The sequence below is a fragment of the Alkalihalobacillus bogoriensis ATCC BAA-922 genome, assembly GCF_000621445.1.
Taxonomy (GTDB): Bacteria; Bacillota; Bacilli; order Bacillales; family Bacillaceae_F; genus Bacillus_AO; species Bacillus_AO bogoriense.
The window spans coordinates 318,113-333,739 of the sequence record NZ_KK211278.1; the positions used below are offsets into that span (position 1 = coordinate 318,113).

General features: G+C 36.9%; 11 protein-coding genes. All 11 read left to right on the plus strand.

Annotated features, from left to right (window positions below; all coding sequences use genetic code 11):
- Positions 1–22: 22 nt before the first annotated feature.
- The 11 genes from T323_RS0120285 to T323_RS0120335 all read left to right on the plus strand — a co-directional run bounded on the left by T323_RS0120285 (position 23) and on the right by T323_RS0120335 (position 15,234).
- A complete protein-coding gene (locus tag T323_RS0120285) occupies positions 23–634 on the plus strand; it encodes a CNNM metal transporter family protein (RefSeq protein WP_026674920.1) in 612 nt (203 codons plus the stop codon).
- Positions 635–642: 8 nt separating this feature from the next.
- The gene (gene dxs, locus T323_RS0120290; RefSeq protein ID WP_026674921.1) at positions 643–2,532 is read left to right on the plus strand and encodes a 1-deoxy-D-xylulose-5-phosphate synthase; all 1,890 of its coding nucleotides are present in this window, start codon (positions 643–645) and stop codon (positions 2,530–2,532) included.
- 4 nt (positions 2,533–2,536) lie between these two features.
- Entirely contained in the window at positions 2,537–3,358 is an 822-nt protein-coding gene (locus T323_RS0120295; protein ID WP_026674922.1) for a TlyA family RNA methyltransferase, read from the plus strand.
- A 325-nt stretch (positions 3,359–3,683) separates the two neighbouring features.
- Positions 3,684–4,133 (plus strand): transcriptional regulator AhrC/ArgR, encoded by a 450-nt coding sequence (gene ahrC / locus T323_RS0120300; protein ID WP_026674923.1) that lies wholly within the window; start codon positions 3,684–3,686, stop codon positions 4,131–4,133.
- A gap of 18 nt (positions 4,134–4,151) precedes the next feature.
- Positions 4,152–5,849: a DNA repair protein RecN gene (gene recN, locus T323_RS0120305; protein WP_026674924.1), complete on the plus strand. Its 1,698-nt coding sequence runs from the start codon at positions 4,152–4,154 to the stop codon at positions 5,847–5,849.
- Between the two features lie 122 nt (positions 5,850–5,971).
- Positions 5,972–7,282 (plus strand): SpoIVB peptidase, encoded by a 1,311-nt coding sequence (gene spoIVB, locus T323_RS0120310; RefSeq protein WP_026674925.1) that lies wholly within the window; start codon positions 5,972–5,974, stop codon positions 7,280–7,282.
- 264 nt (positions 7,283–7,546) lie between these two features.
- The gene (gene spo0A / locus T323_RS0120315; RefSeq protein WP_026674926.1) at positions 7,547–8,338 is read left to right on the plus strand and encodes a sporulation transcription factor Spo0A; all 792 of its coding nucleotides are present in this window, start codon (positions 7,547–7,549) and stop codon (positions 8,336–8,338) included.
- Positions 8,339–8,530: 192 nt separating this feature from the next.
- Positions 8,531–10,201, plus strand: a complete 1,671-nt coding sequence (locus T323_RS0120320) for a methyl-accepting chemotaxis protein (RefSeq protein ID WP_026674927.1) — start codon at positions 8,531–8,533, stop codon at positions 10,199–10,201.
- 88 nt (positions 10,202–10,289) lie between these two features.
- Positions 10,290–11,039, plus strand: coding sequence for a Cof-type HAD-IIB family hydrolase (locus T323_RS0120325; RefSeq protein ID WP_026674928.1), 750 nt, complete (start codon positions 10,290–10,292; stop codon positions 11,037–11,039).
- Positions 11,040–11,456: 417 nt separating this feature from the next.
- The gene (locus T323_RS0120330; RefSeq protein WP_026674929.1) at positions 11,457–13,205 is read left to right on the plus strand and encodes an ABC transporter ATP-binding protein; all 1,749 of its coding nucleotides are present in this window, start codon (positions 11,457–11,459) and stop codon (positions 13,203–13,205) included.
- A 1-nt stretch (position 13,206) separates the two neighbouring features.
- Positions 13,207–15,234, plus strand: coding sequence for an ABC transporter ATP-binding protein (locus T323_RS0120335; protein WP_035179384.1), 2,028 nt, complete (start codon positions 13,207–13,209; stop codon positions 15,232–15,234).
- The last annotated feature ends 393 nt before the right edge of the window (positions 15,235–15,627 follow it).

Genomic DNA, 15,627 nt, shown 5'->3' on the forward strand with positions numbered 1-15,627 from the left:
TAAAGGTGTCGATTACTTAACGATGAAACATTCCCTTTTGAAAACTATACACTGGAGCTTAGGGATTGCCGTTATCACGCTTGTGTTAGCGGCTATTTTTTCAATTATTTCAACCTTCTTATTAAGTGGAGTAACATGGGGGGTTGGAATGATAATCGTCTTACTAATTGTATTAGTTGGTATATTTTTTGATACAATTGGTGTAGCTGCCACGGCAGCAAATGAAGCTCCATTTCATGCGATGGCTGCGAAAAAGTTAGCTGGTGCAAAAGAAGCTGTTCAAATTACGAGAAACGCAGATAAATTTGCAAACTTTTGCAATGATGTCATTGGTGATATTTCAGGTATTGTTAGTGGAACTGCTTCAGCCTATGTTGTTCTTCAAATTGCATTGCAATTAGGGTACGATGATGGGTCCTATTTTCAGTTTTTTATATCGGTCCTGTTTACGAGTGTTGTTGCAGCCCTTACGGTTAGTGGGAAATCGATTGGAAAAACGATGGCTATACAATTTTCGACGCCAATTATTTATCAAGTTGGTAGATTATTGTATATTATAGAGGTAAAATTAAAAATAAGTCTTTTTTCAAAAAATGGGAAGAGTAAACGAAAAGAGCAGAAAAAGCGAAAGTGAGGGTATTTATGGATATCGAGAGTATTAAAGACCCTAGTGCCATAAAATCTTTATCAAAACAAGAATTAGAATATGTAGCAAGTGATATCCGGAGTTTTTTAATTGAAAAGCTTTCAGTAACAGGCGGACATTTAGGACCAAATTTAGGTGTTGTGGAGCTAACACTAGCCTTACATTATTGCTTTGATAGTCCTAAAGATAAATTAATTTGGGATGTTGGTCATCAAGCGTATGTTCATAAGATTTTAACTGGACGAGCAAATCAATTTGACGCACTAAGACAATATAAAGGGCTTTGTGGATTTCCAAAGCGTGATGAAAGTGAACATGACGTCTGGGAAACCGGACATAGTTCAACTTCTTTATCAGCGGCGATGGGCATGGCAACAGCAAGAGATATTAAAGGAACAGATGATAATGTCATTGCTATTATTGGTGATGGCGCCCTAACAGGTGGAATGGCATTAGAGGCATTAAACCATATTGGGCATGAACAAAAAGACTTAATTGTTATTTTAAATGATAATGAAATGTCGATCGCACCAAATGTAGGAGCATTACACAATGTATTAGCGAAGCTTCGTACAGCAGGGAAATACCAAAAAGCAAAAGAAGAGCTTGAAATGCTCATTAAAAAAATTCCTGCGTTTGGAGGAAAACTGGCTTCAACAGCTGAACGTGTGAAAGACAGCTTGAAATATTTACTTGTTTCAGGTGTGTTCTTTGAAGAGATGGGATTCACATACTTAGGTCCTGTTGATGGGCATGATTTAGATGATTTAATGGAAAATATGAAATATGCGAAGAAAACATCGGGACCAGTTCTCGTCCATGTGTTAACGAAAAAAGGAAAAGGATATGCCCCGGCGGAAAATGATGCGAAAGGAACATGGCATGGTCTTGGACCTTATAAAATTGAGTCTGGTGAAGTTGTAAAAAAACCAGGACCTCCAAGCTATAGTGGTGTATTTAGTGACACACTGAAGAAAATTGCAGCAGATGACAATCGAATCGTAGCCTTAACCGCTGCAATGCCAGGCGGAACAAAACTAGATCAATTTGCAAAAGCTTTCCCTGAGCGAATGTTTGATGTCGGAATTGCCGAACAACATGCAACGACAATGGCTGGTGGACTTGCAACACAAGGGTTAAAACCGGTATTTGCAGTTTATTCGACTTTCTTACAACGTGGGTATGACCAAGTAGTACATGATGTTTGTCGCCAAAATTTAAATGTTGTATTTGCCATTGACCGTGCTGGGCTTGTAGGGGCTGACGGAGAAACACATCAAGGCGTGTTTGATATTGCTTTTCTACGACATTTACCAAATATGGTTATTTTAATGCCAAAAGATGAAAATGAATTACAGCATATGATTTATACTGCGATACAATATGACGGAGGACCAATTGCTGTTCGTTATCCTCGTGGTAATGGGTATGGTATAAAAATGGACGAGGAGTTAAAACAAATTCCAATTGGAAAATGGGATGTGTTAAGAGGAGGTTCTGACGCCTGTATTTTAACATTTGGGACAATGATTCCTGTTGCAGAACAAGCGGCTGAAGAGTTAGCTGCCCAAGGCATATCTGTCAAAGTGGTAAATGCAAGGTCCGCTAAGCCGCTTGATGATGAGCTATTATTTGATATAGCAAAGCAAAATATTCCCATTCTTACATTAGAAGAAGCTGCAATTCAAGGAAGTTTTGGAAGTGCTGTTTTAGAATTTTATCATGATGCCAACTACCACGACTTGACAATCCATCGTATGGGTATTCCAGACCGCTTTATCGAACATGGAAGTGTTTCTCAATTGTTAGAAGAAATTGGGTTAACAACACCATCCGTTGTCGATAAAGTTAAACTAATGTTACCTCGGAAAAGACAAAGGGCGTAAATGAATGGCAAAAAAAGAACGAATTGATGTTCTGCTTGTAGAACAAGGGTTATTTGAAACGAGAGAAAAAGCTAAGCGCGCTATAATGGCTGGTCTTGTTTATGCAAAAGAAGAGCGGTTGGATAAACCGGGTGTGAAAATAGATATAGAAACGGTCTTAACGGTAAAGGGAGATGTTCTCCCTTATGTTAGCCGGGGTGGATTAAAATTAGAAAAGGCGATCTCGTCATTTGGGTTGGAGTTACAGGATAAAATTGTTCTTGATATTGGTGCTTCCACAGGTGGATTTACGGATTGCTCTTTGCAAAATGGAGCAAAAAAAGTATACGCGCTTGATGTAGGTTATAATCAACTTGCTTGGAAACTTAGGCAAGATGAACGTGTTTGTGTCATGGAACGGACAAATTTCCGCTATGTCACAAAAGCCGATTTACCATTTGGTTTGCCAAATTTTGCGACCATTGATGTATCGTTCATATCACTACGACTCATCTTACCAGTTTTAAAAACATTATTATTGCCAAATAGTGATGTTGTTGCTTTAATTAAGCCGCAATTTGAAGCAGGAAAAGAAGATGTTGGAAAAAAGGGGATCGTGCGTGATAAAAAAATTCACCTTCGTGTAGTAGAAGAGATTATCTCATTCTCAAGACAAGAAGGCTACCACATTGCTGGAGTTGACTTCTCACCGATTAAAGGTGGGGAAGGTAATATCGAATTTTTACTGCACTTGCGTTGGGATGACGAGGAAAGTCAATTTCAAAGTCAAGTCACCGCAGAACAAGTTGTCAACCAAGCACACGTTCAGTTAATGGAACATAACTAAATACATGTAGTGGTTTGAGTAATGGATATCTCTTAAGTTTAAGGGGTATCCTTTTTTTAACATTTAAGAAAATTTAGGTATAGCTGTGGAAGCTTTAAAAGCTTATTCTAGAAGAGCGAAGAATCCGTACTTCGCTTGAAAGAAAAGATGCTCCGGCGTTTTTCTTTATTCACAAAAGCATAAAGTTTGTGTAGTATTATTTATTCATAAAACTTAATATTTATTTGTTAAAATTGAATAAATCATGTATGATAAAAAGTAGAAGTATGATTGGAACCGCAGTGTTAAGCGTTAATGAAAGTATATATATAAAGGTGGATGGATTATGAATAAAGGGCAGCGTCATATTAAAATTAGAGAAATTATTACAAACAAAGAAATTGAAACGCAAGATGAATTAGTGGAGCAATTAAAAAATGGAGGATATAATGTCACACAAGCTACGGTTTCGCGTGATATTAAAGAATTACATTTAGTGAAAGTTCCTATGATGGATGGCCGTTATAAATATAGCTTACCAGCTGATCAGCGTTTTAACCCATTACAAAAACTAAAGCGATCTTTAATGGATAGCTTTGTTAGTATAGATCGCTCGGAAAACTTAATTGTAATGAAAACATTACCTGGAAATGCAAATGCGGTCGGAGCATTAATTGATAATTTAGATTGGACTGAAATCATGGGAACGATTTGTGGTGATGACACGATTCTTATTATTTGTAAACAAAAAGAAGCAACGCCTATTGTAACGGAGCGTTTTTTAGAAATGCTATAAAAGGTGTGGGGGAAAAACATGCTTGTTGAATTATCGATTAAAAACTTTGCCATTATTGATAAACTTACGATTCCTTTTGAAAAAGGATTAACTGTTTTAACGGGAGAAACGGGTGCAGGAAAATCCATTATTATTGATGCTATTGGATTGCTTGTTGGTGGAAGAGGATCAACTGAATTTGTTCGTTATGGAACAAAGCGAGCTGAAATTGAAGGGTTGTTCTCTATCCATCCAGGTCACTTATCGATAGAAAAAGCAGAAGAGTTTGGAATTGATAGTGATGATGATATGATGATTTTGCGTCGTGATATTACTGCAAATGGAAAAAGTGTTTGTCGTATTAATGGTAAAATGGTCACATTGTCTATTTTGCGTGAAATTGGACAAACTCTTGTTGATATTCACGGACAACACGAACACCAAGTTTTAATGCAGCCAGAACGACATCTTGAACTGCTTGATTCTATGGCTAAACAGGAATTAATTCAACCTTTCGCACAGTATCAAGATTTGTATTCTGAATATTTGTCTTTATCAAAACAAGTAAAAAAAATGACTGAAAATGACCAGGAATTAACTCATCGTTTGGATTTACTTCAATATCAATTAAAAGAAATTGAAAAAGCAAAGTTAGAACCAAATGAAGATGAGCGGTTAGCTGAAGAAAAATACCGACTGGCGAACAGTGAAAAATTATATCATCTATTACAGGACGCTTACAATGGTTTATACGGTGATAGCAAAGGACTGGATTGGTTAACAAAAACTCAAGCCTATATCGAAGAGGCTGCTTCAATTGACTCACAGCTTGAAGATTTACATGAAACAATAAGTAACTGTTTTTATTTATTGGAGGAAGCCACTTATTCACTCCGAGACCGTAAAGAGCAAGTTGAATTTGACCCTGGCCGTTTAGATGTCATTGAAAGTCGATTAAATGAATTAAATCAACTAAAACGAAAATACGGTTCAACGGTAGAAGAAATTATGGCTTATGCAGAGAATATAGCTCAAGAAAAAGATGGTCTTCTTCATAAAGATGACCGAATTCAAGAACTTGAAGTGAAATTATCCAAAACATTACAGCAATTAAAACAGCTTTCAGAACAATTGACAACGATTCGTAAAAAAGCCGCAGCCCAGTTAATTGAAGCTGTTCACCATGAATTAAAAGCTCTTTATATGGACAAAACAAGGTTTGCCGTTTCGTGGAAAGAGCATGAAACGAAAGAATCACGTTTCTTTGAGCACGGTGTAGATCAAGTTGAGTTTCTATTATCGACAAACCCTGGCGAACCTGTGAAGCCATTAGCGAAAGTGGCTTCTGGGGGAGAAATTTCCAGAATTATGTTAGCGATGAAAACGATATTTTCATCTTCTCAAGGGATTACTTCACTTATATTTGATGAAGTGGATACGGGCGTGAGTGGTCGTGTTGCTCAAGCGATTGCTGAGAAAATCTTGCAAATTTCAAGCAATTCTCAAGTGTTTTGTATTACGCATTTGCCTCAAGTCGCAGCAATGGCTGATCAGCATTTATATATTGCTAAAAAAGAAGAAAAAGAAAGAACCTTTACTACTGTTCATCCACTTTCCAATGAAAAAAGAGTGGAGGAAATTGGTAGAATGATTTCAGGTGTTGAAATGACGGAATTAACGAGGGAACACGCAAAAGAATTATTAGAACAAGCGCAAAAAATTAAATCCAATTCTTGAAAAGCTGGCCAAAATAGGCGAGCTTTTTTCTTATGAAGGAGTTATAAATAACCTAAAACAAGGCAACATTAGTAGTACAGTGAAATTGGAGGTGTGGGCCAGAGGCGAGGAGAGTGAAATGATTGAATACAGACAAAATGAGAAAAGCGATTGGTGTGATTCTCCTTGTTTTTGTAATCAGCTTAGGCTTTAATAAGCCTGTACAAGAGTGGTTAAGCATTCCAACAAACATCGTTCTTACAGAAGGACAAGAAATGGTTTTGTTTGAATCATCTCACTCACAAGTAACTGCAAAAAGCGAGCAAGAGGATATCGTTGTATTTAATATGACCGCTGATGAGGAAAAAAATGATGGGCAAATTGCTACAGTGACAGCTGAGAATCAAGGTGATGATACTGTGACAATGGAAGTTGGCAACTTTCCAGTTAAGAAAGTGAATGTCAATGTGTTACCTGAAATTAAAGTTATTCCAGGCGGGCAATCCATCGGTGTGAAATTAAATACAGACGGTGTGCTAGTGGTGGGACACCATCTAGTCGAAACCGAAGATGGTGAACAGTCACCAGGTGAAATTGCCGGAATCAAAGTTGGAGATATGATTACAAAAATCAATGGGGAATCAATTGATAAGATGAATCAAGTCTCTAGTTTTGTTCAAGACGCAGGTGAAAAAGGAAAGGCTCTTCAAATTGAAGTAAAAAGAGAAGACAAAGTGTTACAAAAAGAGCTAATACCTTTAAAAGCAAAAGATGAGGATTCGTATCGTTTAGGGTTATACATTCGCGATTCTGCAGCTGGTGTTGGTACTTTAACTTTCTACGATCCGAAATCAAAAAAATATGGTGCGTTAGGACATGTTATTTCAGATGTTGATACTCAAAAACCTATCGTTGTACATGATGGACAAATTATTCGATCATCAGTAACCTCCATTGAAAAAGGAAGTAATGGGGATCCTGGAGAGAAATTGGCGAGTTTTTCAGATGAGCGACAAGTTCTAGGGAATATTAGTAAAAATAGTTCTTTTGGGATATTTGGAGAACTTACAACAAATAAATTAAAAAATAATATTATGGATAAAGAGATGCCGATTGCCGTCTCTAGTCAAGTAAAAGAAGGCCCTGCTAAAATTTTGACTGTTGTTGAAGGTGAAGATGTAAAAGAATTTGACATTGAAATCGTCAGTAGTGTACCACAGAAATTTCCAGCAACAAAAGGGCTTGTCATTAAAGTGACCGACCCAAAATTATTAGAGGCAACAGGTGGAATTGTACAAGGAATGAGTGGAAGTCCGATTATTCAAGATGGAAAAGTTGTCGGAGCAGTTACACATGTTTTCGTAAATGACCCTACGAGTGGGTATGGTTGTCATATTGAATGGATGTTAGAAGAAGCAGGGATAGATATTTACGGAAAGGCAAAGGCGAGTTAATTACTCGTCTTTTTTTCATATTATAAAAAAATAAAGAAATATTTATTAAAAAGTGGTATGATAAAAACAGCTAAAAGAAATTCGACAAACGCTCCAGTATCTTCCTTTTGGAGATCGAAGAAAGTCGAAATTAATATTATATCGCATTTACATAATAAAAAACAAGAAAAATTTTATTTTTTTTGAAAAAATAAAAGGAACTGAAAAGTGTTTGTCGAAAATGTAGGACAGACAAAATATAAAGAAGTTTGAGGAGGACATCGCGTGCAAAAGGTTAGAGTATGTATAGCAGATGATAACAGAGAATTAGTAAATTTATTAAATGAGTATATTACGGCTCAAGATGATATGGAGGTTGTTGGAATTGCCTTTAACGGCCAGGAGTGCTTACGCCTTGTTGAAGAAAAACAACCAGACGTTTTAATATTAGATATTATCATGCCTCATTTAGATGGCTTAGCTGTTCTTGAAAAGGTAAACCAAACAGGTTTAAAGCAAAAAACAAATATTATTATGTTAACAGCATTTGGTCAAGAAGATGTGACGAAAAAGGCAGTTGACCTGGGAGCATCGTATTATATTTTAAAGCCGTTTGATATGGAAACATTGATTACAAAGATTAGAGAAGTAAGTGGTCAAAAAACAACGTCTTTCATTCAAAAAACAGTTTCTGTCCAATCGTTTAAACCAGAGGTACAAGAGTTTAACCTTGATGCAAGTATTACGAACATTATCCATGAAATAGGTGTACCAGCTCATATAAAAGGGTATATGTATTTAAGGGAAGCCATCACAATGGTCTACAATGATATTGAATTACTTGGATCAATCACTAAGGTGTTATATCCAGACATCGCGAAAAAGTTCAACACAACATCAAGTCGTGTAGAACGTGCGATTCGTCATGCCATTGAAGTGGCGTGGAGTCGTGGAAATATTGATTCAATTTCATCGTTATTTGGATACACAGTCAGCCATTCAAAAGCAAAACCAACAAATTCAGAATTTATTGCGATGGTAGCTGATAAGCTTCGCATTGAACATAAAGTTTCTTGAGAGGAACGAGATAAGTAAAAGCATAAAGAAGGACATCATTTTTTACTCGTATGTAACTTACATAGAGTAAAAGGTGATGTTTTTTTGTGATAATTATTTTATATGCAAAAGTTTTAAAGGCGTGCTATAATGAGGTATAGACTATAGTACTAGGTAAGATTTCTTATTTGTAAAAGTGAAGGAGAAATGAAAATGAAAAGCATTCGATTGAAATTAATCATTAGTTTTTCTATTGTAATTTTATTAACATGTGTGCTGGCCATTAACAGCTTATTAGGGATAACGTTGATCGACCGTTCAGTTGATCGTATATTAGGAAAAGAGCTGCCACTATTAATTTCAGAAGAAAAGTTAGCATATAATATCGCTGAACGAGTTGCTGTATCTCGAGCTTATGTTTTATACGGTGACAAATCATATCAAGATGTATTTGCAATGTATACAGAAGAAAGCAAGGCCATCGAAGCAACTGTTCTTGCAACAAATCCTCCTGCTGACATGGTGGAATTAATCGAGAAAAGTGTGCAGTGGCAAGAGATAATTGAAAGTGAAGTGTTTACGTACACTAATATTGAAACATCTGCAGAGGTATTACGTGTTAAAGCAGAGCCATTAGCGATTGAATTAATGCATGGTTTTCATCACTTAGCAGAACAACGTGAAAAACAAATACAGGCAGATGGAAATGAATTATTGGTTCAGGTGAACTTAACAAAGATTGTCGCCATTATCTTAGCGCTTGCTGTTGTCGTGGTCGGTATACTTATCGCTGTAATTATAGCGAATCGCCTTACGAAACCAATCGTTCAAGTTGAAGAAAGAATGAATCTAATCGCGAGTGGAGTGTTGCCAGATGAAGATCTTATCGTCCCATCTAATGATGAAATTGGTCGATTAACCGAATCTGTTAATAAAATGAATGGTAGCCTCCGAAACATCGTAACGCAAATATCAACTGTATCAGGAAATGTTACTGCACAAAGTGAAGAGTTAGTTCAATATGCAGATGAAGTAACAGTAGGAAGTAGACAAATTGCAATTACGATGGAGGAATTAGCAAAAGGTGGCGAAGAACAAGCAAACAGCACGGTCGCGTTAAGCGAGAGAATGAAGCAATTTGGTGAGACCATTTTCTTAGTAAATAATACAGGTACTGAAATTAAAGCCGAATCAGAAATCATGTTGAAATTAACCGAAGAAGGCGGTCACTACATGGTGGAATCGGTTAAGAAAATGACTGAAATTAATGAAACGATGAAACAGTCTTTAAATATGGTCAAAGGGTTAGACAATAAAACAACGCAAATAACAGAGTTAGTTAATGTGATTCAATCTATCGCCGAGCAAACGAACTTATTAGCTCTTAATGCCGCTATCGAAGCCGCAAGAGCCGGAGAACATGGCAAAGGGTTTGCTGTTGTGGCAGACGAAGTTCGAAAACTAGCAGAACAAGTGAGTCATTCCATTAGTGATATTACAAATATTGTTGGCAGCATCCAAACGGAATCGAAGCAAGTCGTTGGCTCACTTGAAAGTGGCTATGAGTTTGTAACAGAAGGAACGACACAAATTGAAACAACCGGAGAAACGTTTGGAAAATTGACAAATACAATTTCAAGAGCAGTAACAAAAGTAGATGAAATGACAAATTCATTATTTGATGTGTTAGATGATACGCAAAGGATGAATAATGCAGTAGATACAATTGCTACTGTGTCTGAGGAGGCAGCAGCTGGTATTGAAGAAGTATCAGCAACGACAGAACAATCAACAAGCTCGATGGAAGAAGTAGGAAATAGTGCGAAAGCCCTTGAAGGAGAGGCAACGAAACTGAATTCATTAATTCAACAATTCAAGTTATAATAGAGAAGAACAGAGTGAAAGCTCTGTTCTTTTCAAACTGTTGTAAGATAGAGGGAAATGCGTTTAAAAAATGTAGGAGGAGATGGAGATGAAACAAGAGAGAGAAACGAAACAATGGAAACTTATCGCGTTAGATATTGATGGAACATTATTAAATGACAAGCATGAGGTACCAGAGGCAAATAAAAAGGCGATTAAAGCTGCGAGAGAAAAAGGAGTAATCGTTGTATTAAGTACAGGGCGTTCTATTCGAACTTGTGAGGATATTGCGAGACAACTTGAATTATCATCGTATTTAGTCACTGTCAATGGGAGTGAAATTTGGCATACCGAAGGAACATTGCTTGAACGGAACCCATTACACTATAAGCATATTAAAACAATGTGGGACTTAACGAATACATATAAAACAAAAATGTGGGCGGTAACAAAAGATAAAGTGTGGCGAGATGAATTTCCAGAGATACCAGATGCTGAACAATGGTTAAAATATGGTTTTGATATTGAAGATGACAAGGCAAGAGAAGAAATCTTCAGTATACTATCAGCAAATGAGGAACTGGAACTTAGTAACTCTAGTCCTACGAATATTGAAGTGAATGCTGTCGGAATCAATAAAGCTGTTGCCTTAGCCAAAGTTTGTGAAAAAGAAGGAATCACGATGGAAGACGTTATTGCAATGGGAGATAGCTTGAATGATTTAGCGATGATTCAGGCGGCAGGCTTAGGGATTGCAATGGGAAATGCTCAAGATAAAGTTAAAGAAGCGGCAGACTGGGTTACTGACAAAAACACTGAAGACGGAGTGGCAAAAGCGATTCGTCAATGGGTTTTATAAAAAACAATTGACAGATTATTGAACAGGTATATAATAAGTAAAGAAACCATTATTAGGAAACGGAGGGAAACAAAATGAGAATTCACACTAAAACACACCAAACTCAAATTTCATATGCTCATTTTGTGACCGTTTAAACGAGAACTCGTTAATCAAAGTAGGTCACGCCTTGTGATCTACGCTAATGAACCCTTTTTGTAGAATAAAGTGGCGACATTGCGTGTTTACGCTCTGTCGTCTTTTTTTGTTTCGTCGTTTTCCTTTTTCATAAAATGGTGGATTGTTATTACTGGGTTTTTTTTGACCCTTTAATATACAAAAATATAAGGAGGTAATGAAGATGAATGGAAATGAAAGAATTCGTATGATTGGTTTAGGAGAGATTGAAGGCGGTTAATTAAGATTGGGGGAGAATAGATGTTTTCAGTTTTAGGTAAATTAGCTTGGTTTTTTAAAAAATATTGGTTACGGTATACCGTAGCAATCAGTTTATTAATTATTGTAAGTTTCTTAGATGTGATCCCACCATGGTTAGTTGGGATGGCTATCGATGAAATTCAATTTGGGACGTTAACAACAGAAAGTTTACTGCAATTGATTTTATTTTACGGAACGATTATTGTTGTAAGCTATGTGTTAACTTATTTTTGGATGTATCAGTTATTTGGTGGTGCATTTTTATTAGAGAGGCTAATGCGGTTCAAATTTATGAAACACTTGTTGTCAATGACACCGACGTTTTATGAAAAAAATCGAACTGGTGATTTAATGGCACGCGCTACAAATGATTTAAAAGCCATTTCAATGACTGCAGGTTTCGGAATTCTGACTTTAATTGACGCCAGTATTTTTATGATGGTTATCATTGGAGTCATGGGATTTTTTATAAGTTGGAAATTAACACTTGCGGCACTATTACCAATGCCGATTATGGCCATTGCAATTAATTATTATGGAAAAGTCATTCATAAGCAATTTTTAGCTGCACAAGATTCGTTTGGGGATATGAATGACAACGTTTTAGAGTCAATTGCTGGCGTTCGTGTGAATCGAGCCTACGTTCAAGAAAAAGCGGATCAACAACGGTTTCAAATGATGACTGACGATGTCTTTGAAAAAAATATGTCGGTAGCTAGAACCGATTCATTGTTTGAACCAACTATCAAGATTTTAGTCGGAATTAGCTATGTTATTGGTTTAGGGTTTGGGGCGTATTTAGTATTCCAAAATGAAATTACGCTTGGGCAACTTGTTTCCTTTAATGTTTATTTAGGGATGTTGATTTGGCCAATGTTTGCTGTTGGTGAGTTAATTAATGTCATGCAACGTGGAAATGCCTCGTTAGACCGGGTCAATACAACATTAAGTTACAAACCGGATGTGTTTGATAAAGAGGATTCTGCCGATTTGGATGTACCCACATCCATTATTTATGACAATGTAAGTTTCCAATATCCGATGTCTGCAACATTGAATTTAAAAAATGTTTCCTTTACGGTTAAACAGGGTCAAACGATAGGGATTGTTGGGAAAACAGGGAGTGGTAAAACAACGATATTGAAGCAGTTATTACGAGAGTACCCAGTAGGTGCAGGGAGAATTTCTATTTCAGGTGTTCCTATTGAAAATATCACGCTAGATACACTTCAACGGTGGATTGGTTATGTACCACAGGAGCAAATATTATTTTCCCGCTCTATTCGTGAAAATTTAGAGTTTGGAAAATCAAATGTCTCAACAGAAGAAATTAATAATGTATTAGCTTCAGCAGCTTTTGATACAGATTTAACGTTATTGCCAGAAGGGTTAGAAACGTTAGTCGGAGAAAAAGGAGTTGCATTATCAGGTGGTCAAAAGCAAAGAATTTCGATTGCACGAGCGCTATTAAAAGATCCAGAAATTTTAATGTTAGATGATGCGATGTCAGCTGTGGATGGAAAAACTGAAGCAAAAATTATTGAAAATATTCGTCACGAGAGAAAAGGGAAGACAACGTTCATTTCTGCTCACCGCATATCAGCAGTTCAACATGCGGATTGGATTATTGTAATGGAAAATGGACAGATCATTGAAGAAGGAACACACGAACAATTGCTTACCTTACACGGCTGGTATAAAGAGCAATGTGAACGTCAGCAAGCGGATTCGTATGGTGAGGTGGGATAGGATGAAAAATCAAACAACTGGAAAACGATTAGTTGCATACGCATTAACGTTTAAAAAGACCATTCTGATCGCACTTCTCCTTCTCTCAGTAGCAGTAGCAGCAGAATTAAGTGGCCCCTTTATCGCCAAAAAGATTATTGATGATCATATTCTTGGTATTGAAGCAACGTGGTATGCGACGACAGAAGAAAATGAAAATGTCGTTTCGTACCGAGGTGAATCATTTGTTCGAGAACAATATGCAGAAGGAATCGCTGTTGACCGTGAAGTGCGAATACTACAAATTGGTCGTTTCTTTTACTTTGTAGATGAACCTGTATTATTTGACGGTCAACGCTCTCTAGATGGTTCCTTATTAACGATTACGCTAGGGGAACAAAAAGTCGAATATGAGGTGGAGCAACTATCTGCTGCTGAAGTTTGGGCGTTTTATCAGCCGGAAATTAAACCAATCGTCTTTTTATTGGCTTTATATTTAGGGCTGCTGTTGTTTGCGGCTTTGTTTCAATATGGGAAATCGGTCTTGTTACAATCAGCAGCCAATCGGATTATCCAAAAAATGCGTACAGATGTGTTTCAACAAATTCAACGGTTGCCGATTCGATATTTTGATAGCCGGCCAGCGGGGAAAATCGTATCGAGAATTACAAATGATACCGAAGCGATTCGCGAATTATATGTAAAAGTATTAGCGACCTTTTTTACGAGCGCCATTTATTTAATTGGGATTTACATCGCTTTATTTTTATTAGATGTACAACTTGCGCTTATTACATTACTAGTTATCCCGATTTTATTGATTTGGATCGTGTTATATCGAAAATATGCAGCAAAATACAATCATTTAATTCGATCTAGATTAAGTGATATGAACGGTATGATTAATGAATCAATTCAAGGAATGCCGATTATTCAAGCGTTTCGTCGCAAGGAAAAAACATCTGATGAATTTGAAGCTTTAAATCATGAACATTTCACGTACCAAAACAAATTATTAAGCTTAAACTCGCTCACTTCGCATAATCTTGTCTCTGTGCTTCGAAATCTCACGCTTGTGTTATTAATTTGGTATTTTGGTGGAATGTCACTTGATGCAACAACGATGATTTCCATTGGAATGCTTTATGCGTTTGTCGACTATATAGGTCGAATGTTCCAGCCGGTTACTGATGTGGTAAACCAACTTGCGCAACTCGAACAAGCGAGAGTCGCATCGATTCGAGTATTTGAGTTAATGGATGAAATAGGAGAAGATGTTAATGAGCAGCTAATTCCACGGTATAAAGGGGAAGTATCTTTTCGAAATGTTTCATTTTCTTATAATGGGAAAAATGATGTACTAAAGCAATTATCTTTTGATGCAAAACAAGGCGAAACCATTGCATTAGTTGGTCATACTGGCTCAGGAAAAAGTTCGATAATTAATTTACTTTTCCGTTTTTATGATTATCAAAAAGGTTCGATTCTCATTGATGGAATGGATATACAAAAAATGCCACGTCAACAAATTCGGAAGCATATGGCTATCGTTTTGCAAGAGCCGTTTTTGTTTTCCGGGACAATTGCTACAAATGTGAGTTTACATGATCCATTGATAACAAGAGAAAAAATAGAACAGGCGATCCGAGATGTCGGTGCCGAAGAATTTGTGTTAAACTTACCAAACGGTTATGACGAGACAGTGATTGAAAAAGGCAGTACCTTATCGGCGGGACAACGTCAATTAATTTCGTTTGCACGTGCGCTTGCATTTAACCCAGCGATTTTAGTATTAGATGAAGCGACCGCTAATATTGATTCAGAAACCGAAGCGATGATTCAACATGCATTAGATGTTGTGAAAGAAGGAAGAACAACTTTCATCATTGCCCATCGGTTATCGACGATTAAGCATGCTGACCAAATCCTCGTCTTAGACCACGGTGAAATTATTGAGCGTGGCAATCATGAGGAACTCTTGAAAGGAAAAGGGAAGTATTATCAAATGTATCAGCTTCAAGTAGGTAAACAGGCTGTTCATATTAGTTAATCAAAGGGGCCAAATCATAGATTTGGCCTTTTTGTTTAAACTACGCTCCTGCGCGTTTCACGCGTAGAGATTTTGTTGTTTATAGGAAGTAAGCGGCCATGAAAACCGTTACCTGTGAACATTGCTAGCGTTTTGGAACGTTGGAGGACACAGGAGCCGTTAATCATAATATATCGTTAGGAATAGAGTGGCTTTTGCGTGAATAAGCGCTCCTGTGGCCGCTAAAAAACGGAAACCCGTATCATGTTCACAAATAATGGCTGCTCTGACCGCAAAAATGAGACATGGGATGTGTTGGTTGTTTTTGTCAAAAAGCGGTCAAGGCTCTCCACTTCGCTTGAAAGAAAAGAAGCTCCCGCGTTTTTCTTTATGTCATTTCTCATAATTTGCTTT

Coding starts and splice junctions, on each gene's coding strand:
- T323_RS0120285 (WP_026674920.1), top strand. CDS start 23: ATGAAACATTCCCTTTTGAAAACTATACACTGGAGCTTAGGGATTGCC.
- dxs (WP_026674921.1), top strand. CDS start 643: ATGGATATCGAGAGTATTAAAGACCCTAGTGCCATAAAATCTTTATCA.
- T323_RS0120295 (WP_026674922.1), top strand. CDS start 2,537: ATGGCAAAAAAAGAACGAATTGATGTTCTGCTTGTAGAACAAGGGTTA.
- ahrC (WP_026674923.1), top strand. CDS start 3,684: ATGAATAAAGGGCAGCGTCATATTAAAATTAGAGAAATTATTACAAAC.
- recN (WP_026674924.1), top strand. CDS start 4,152: ATGCTTGTTGAATTATCGATTAAAAACTTTGCCATTATTGATAAACTT.
- T323_RS0120320 (WP_026674927.1), top strand. CDS start 8,531: ATGAAAAGCATTCGATTGAAATTAATCATTAGTTTTTCTATTGTAATT.
- T323_RS0120325 (WP_026674928.1), top strand. CDS start 10,290: ATGAAACAAGAGAGAGAAACGAAACAATGGAAACTTATCGCGTTAGAT.
- T323_RS0120330 (WP_026674929.1), top strand. CDS start 11,457: ATGTTTTCAGTTTTAGGTAAATTAGCTTGGTTTTTTAAAAAATATTGG.
- T323_RS0120335 (WP_035179384.1), top strand. CDS start 13,207: ATGAAAAATCAAACAACTGGAAAACGATTAGTTGCATACGCATTAACG.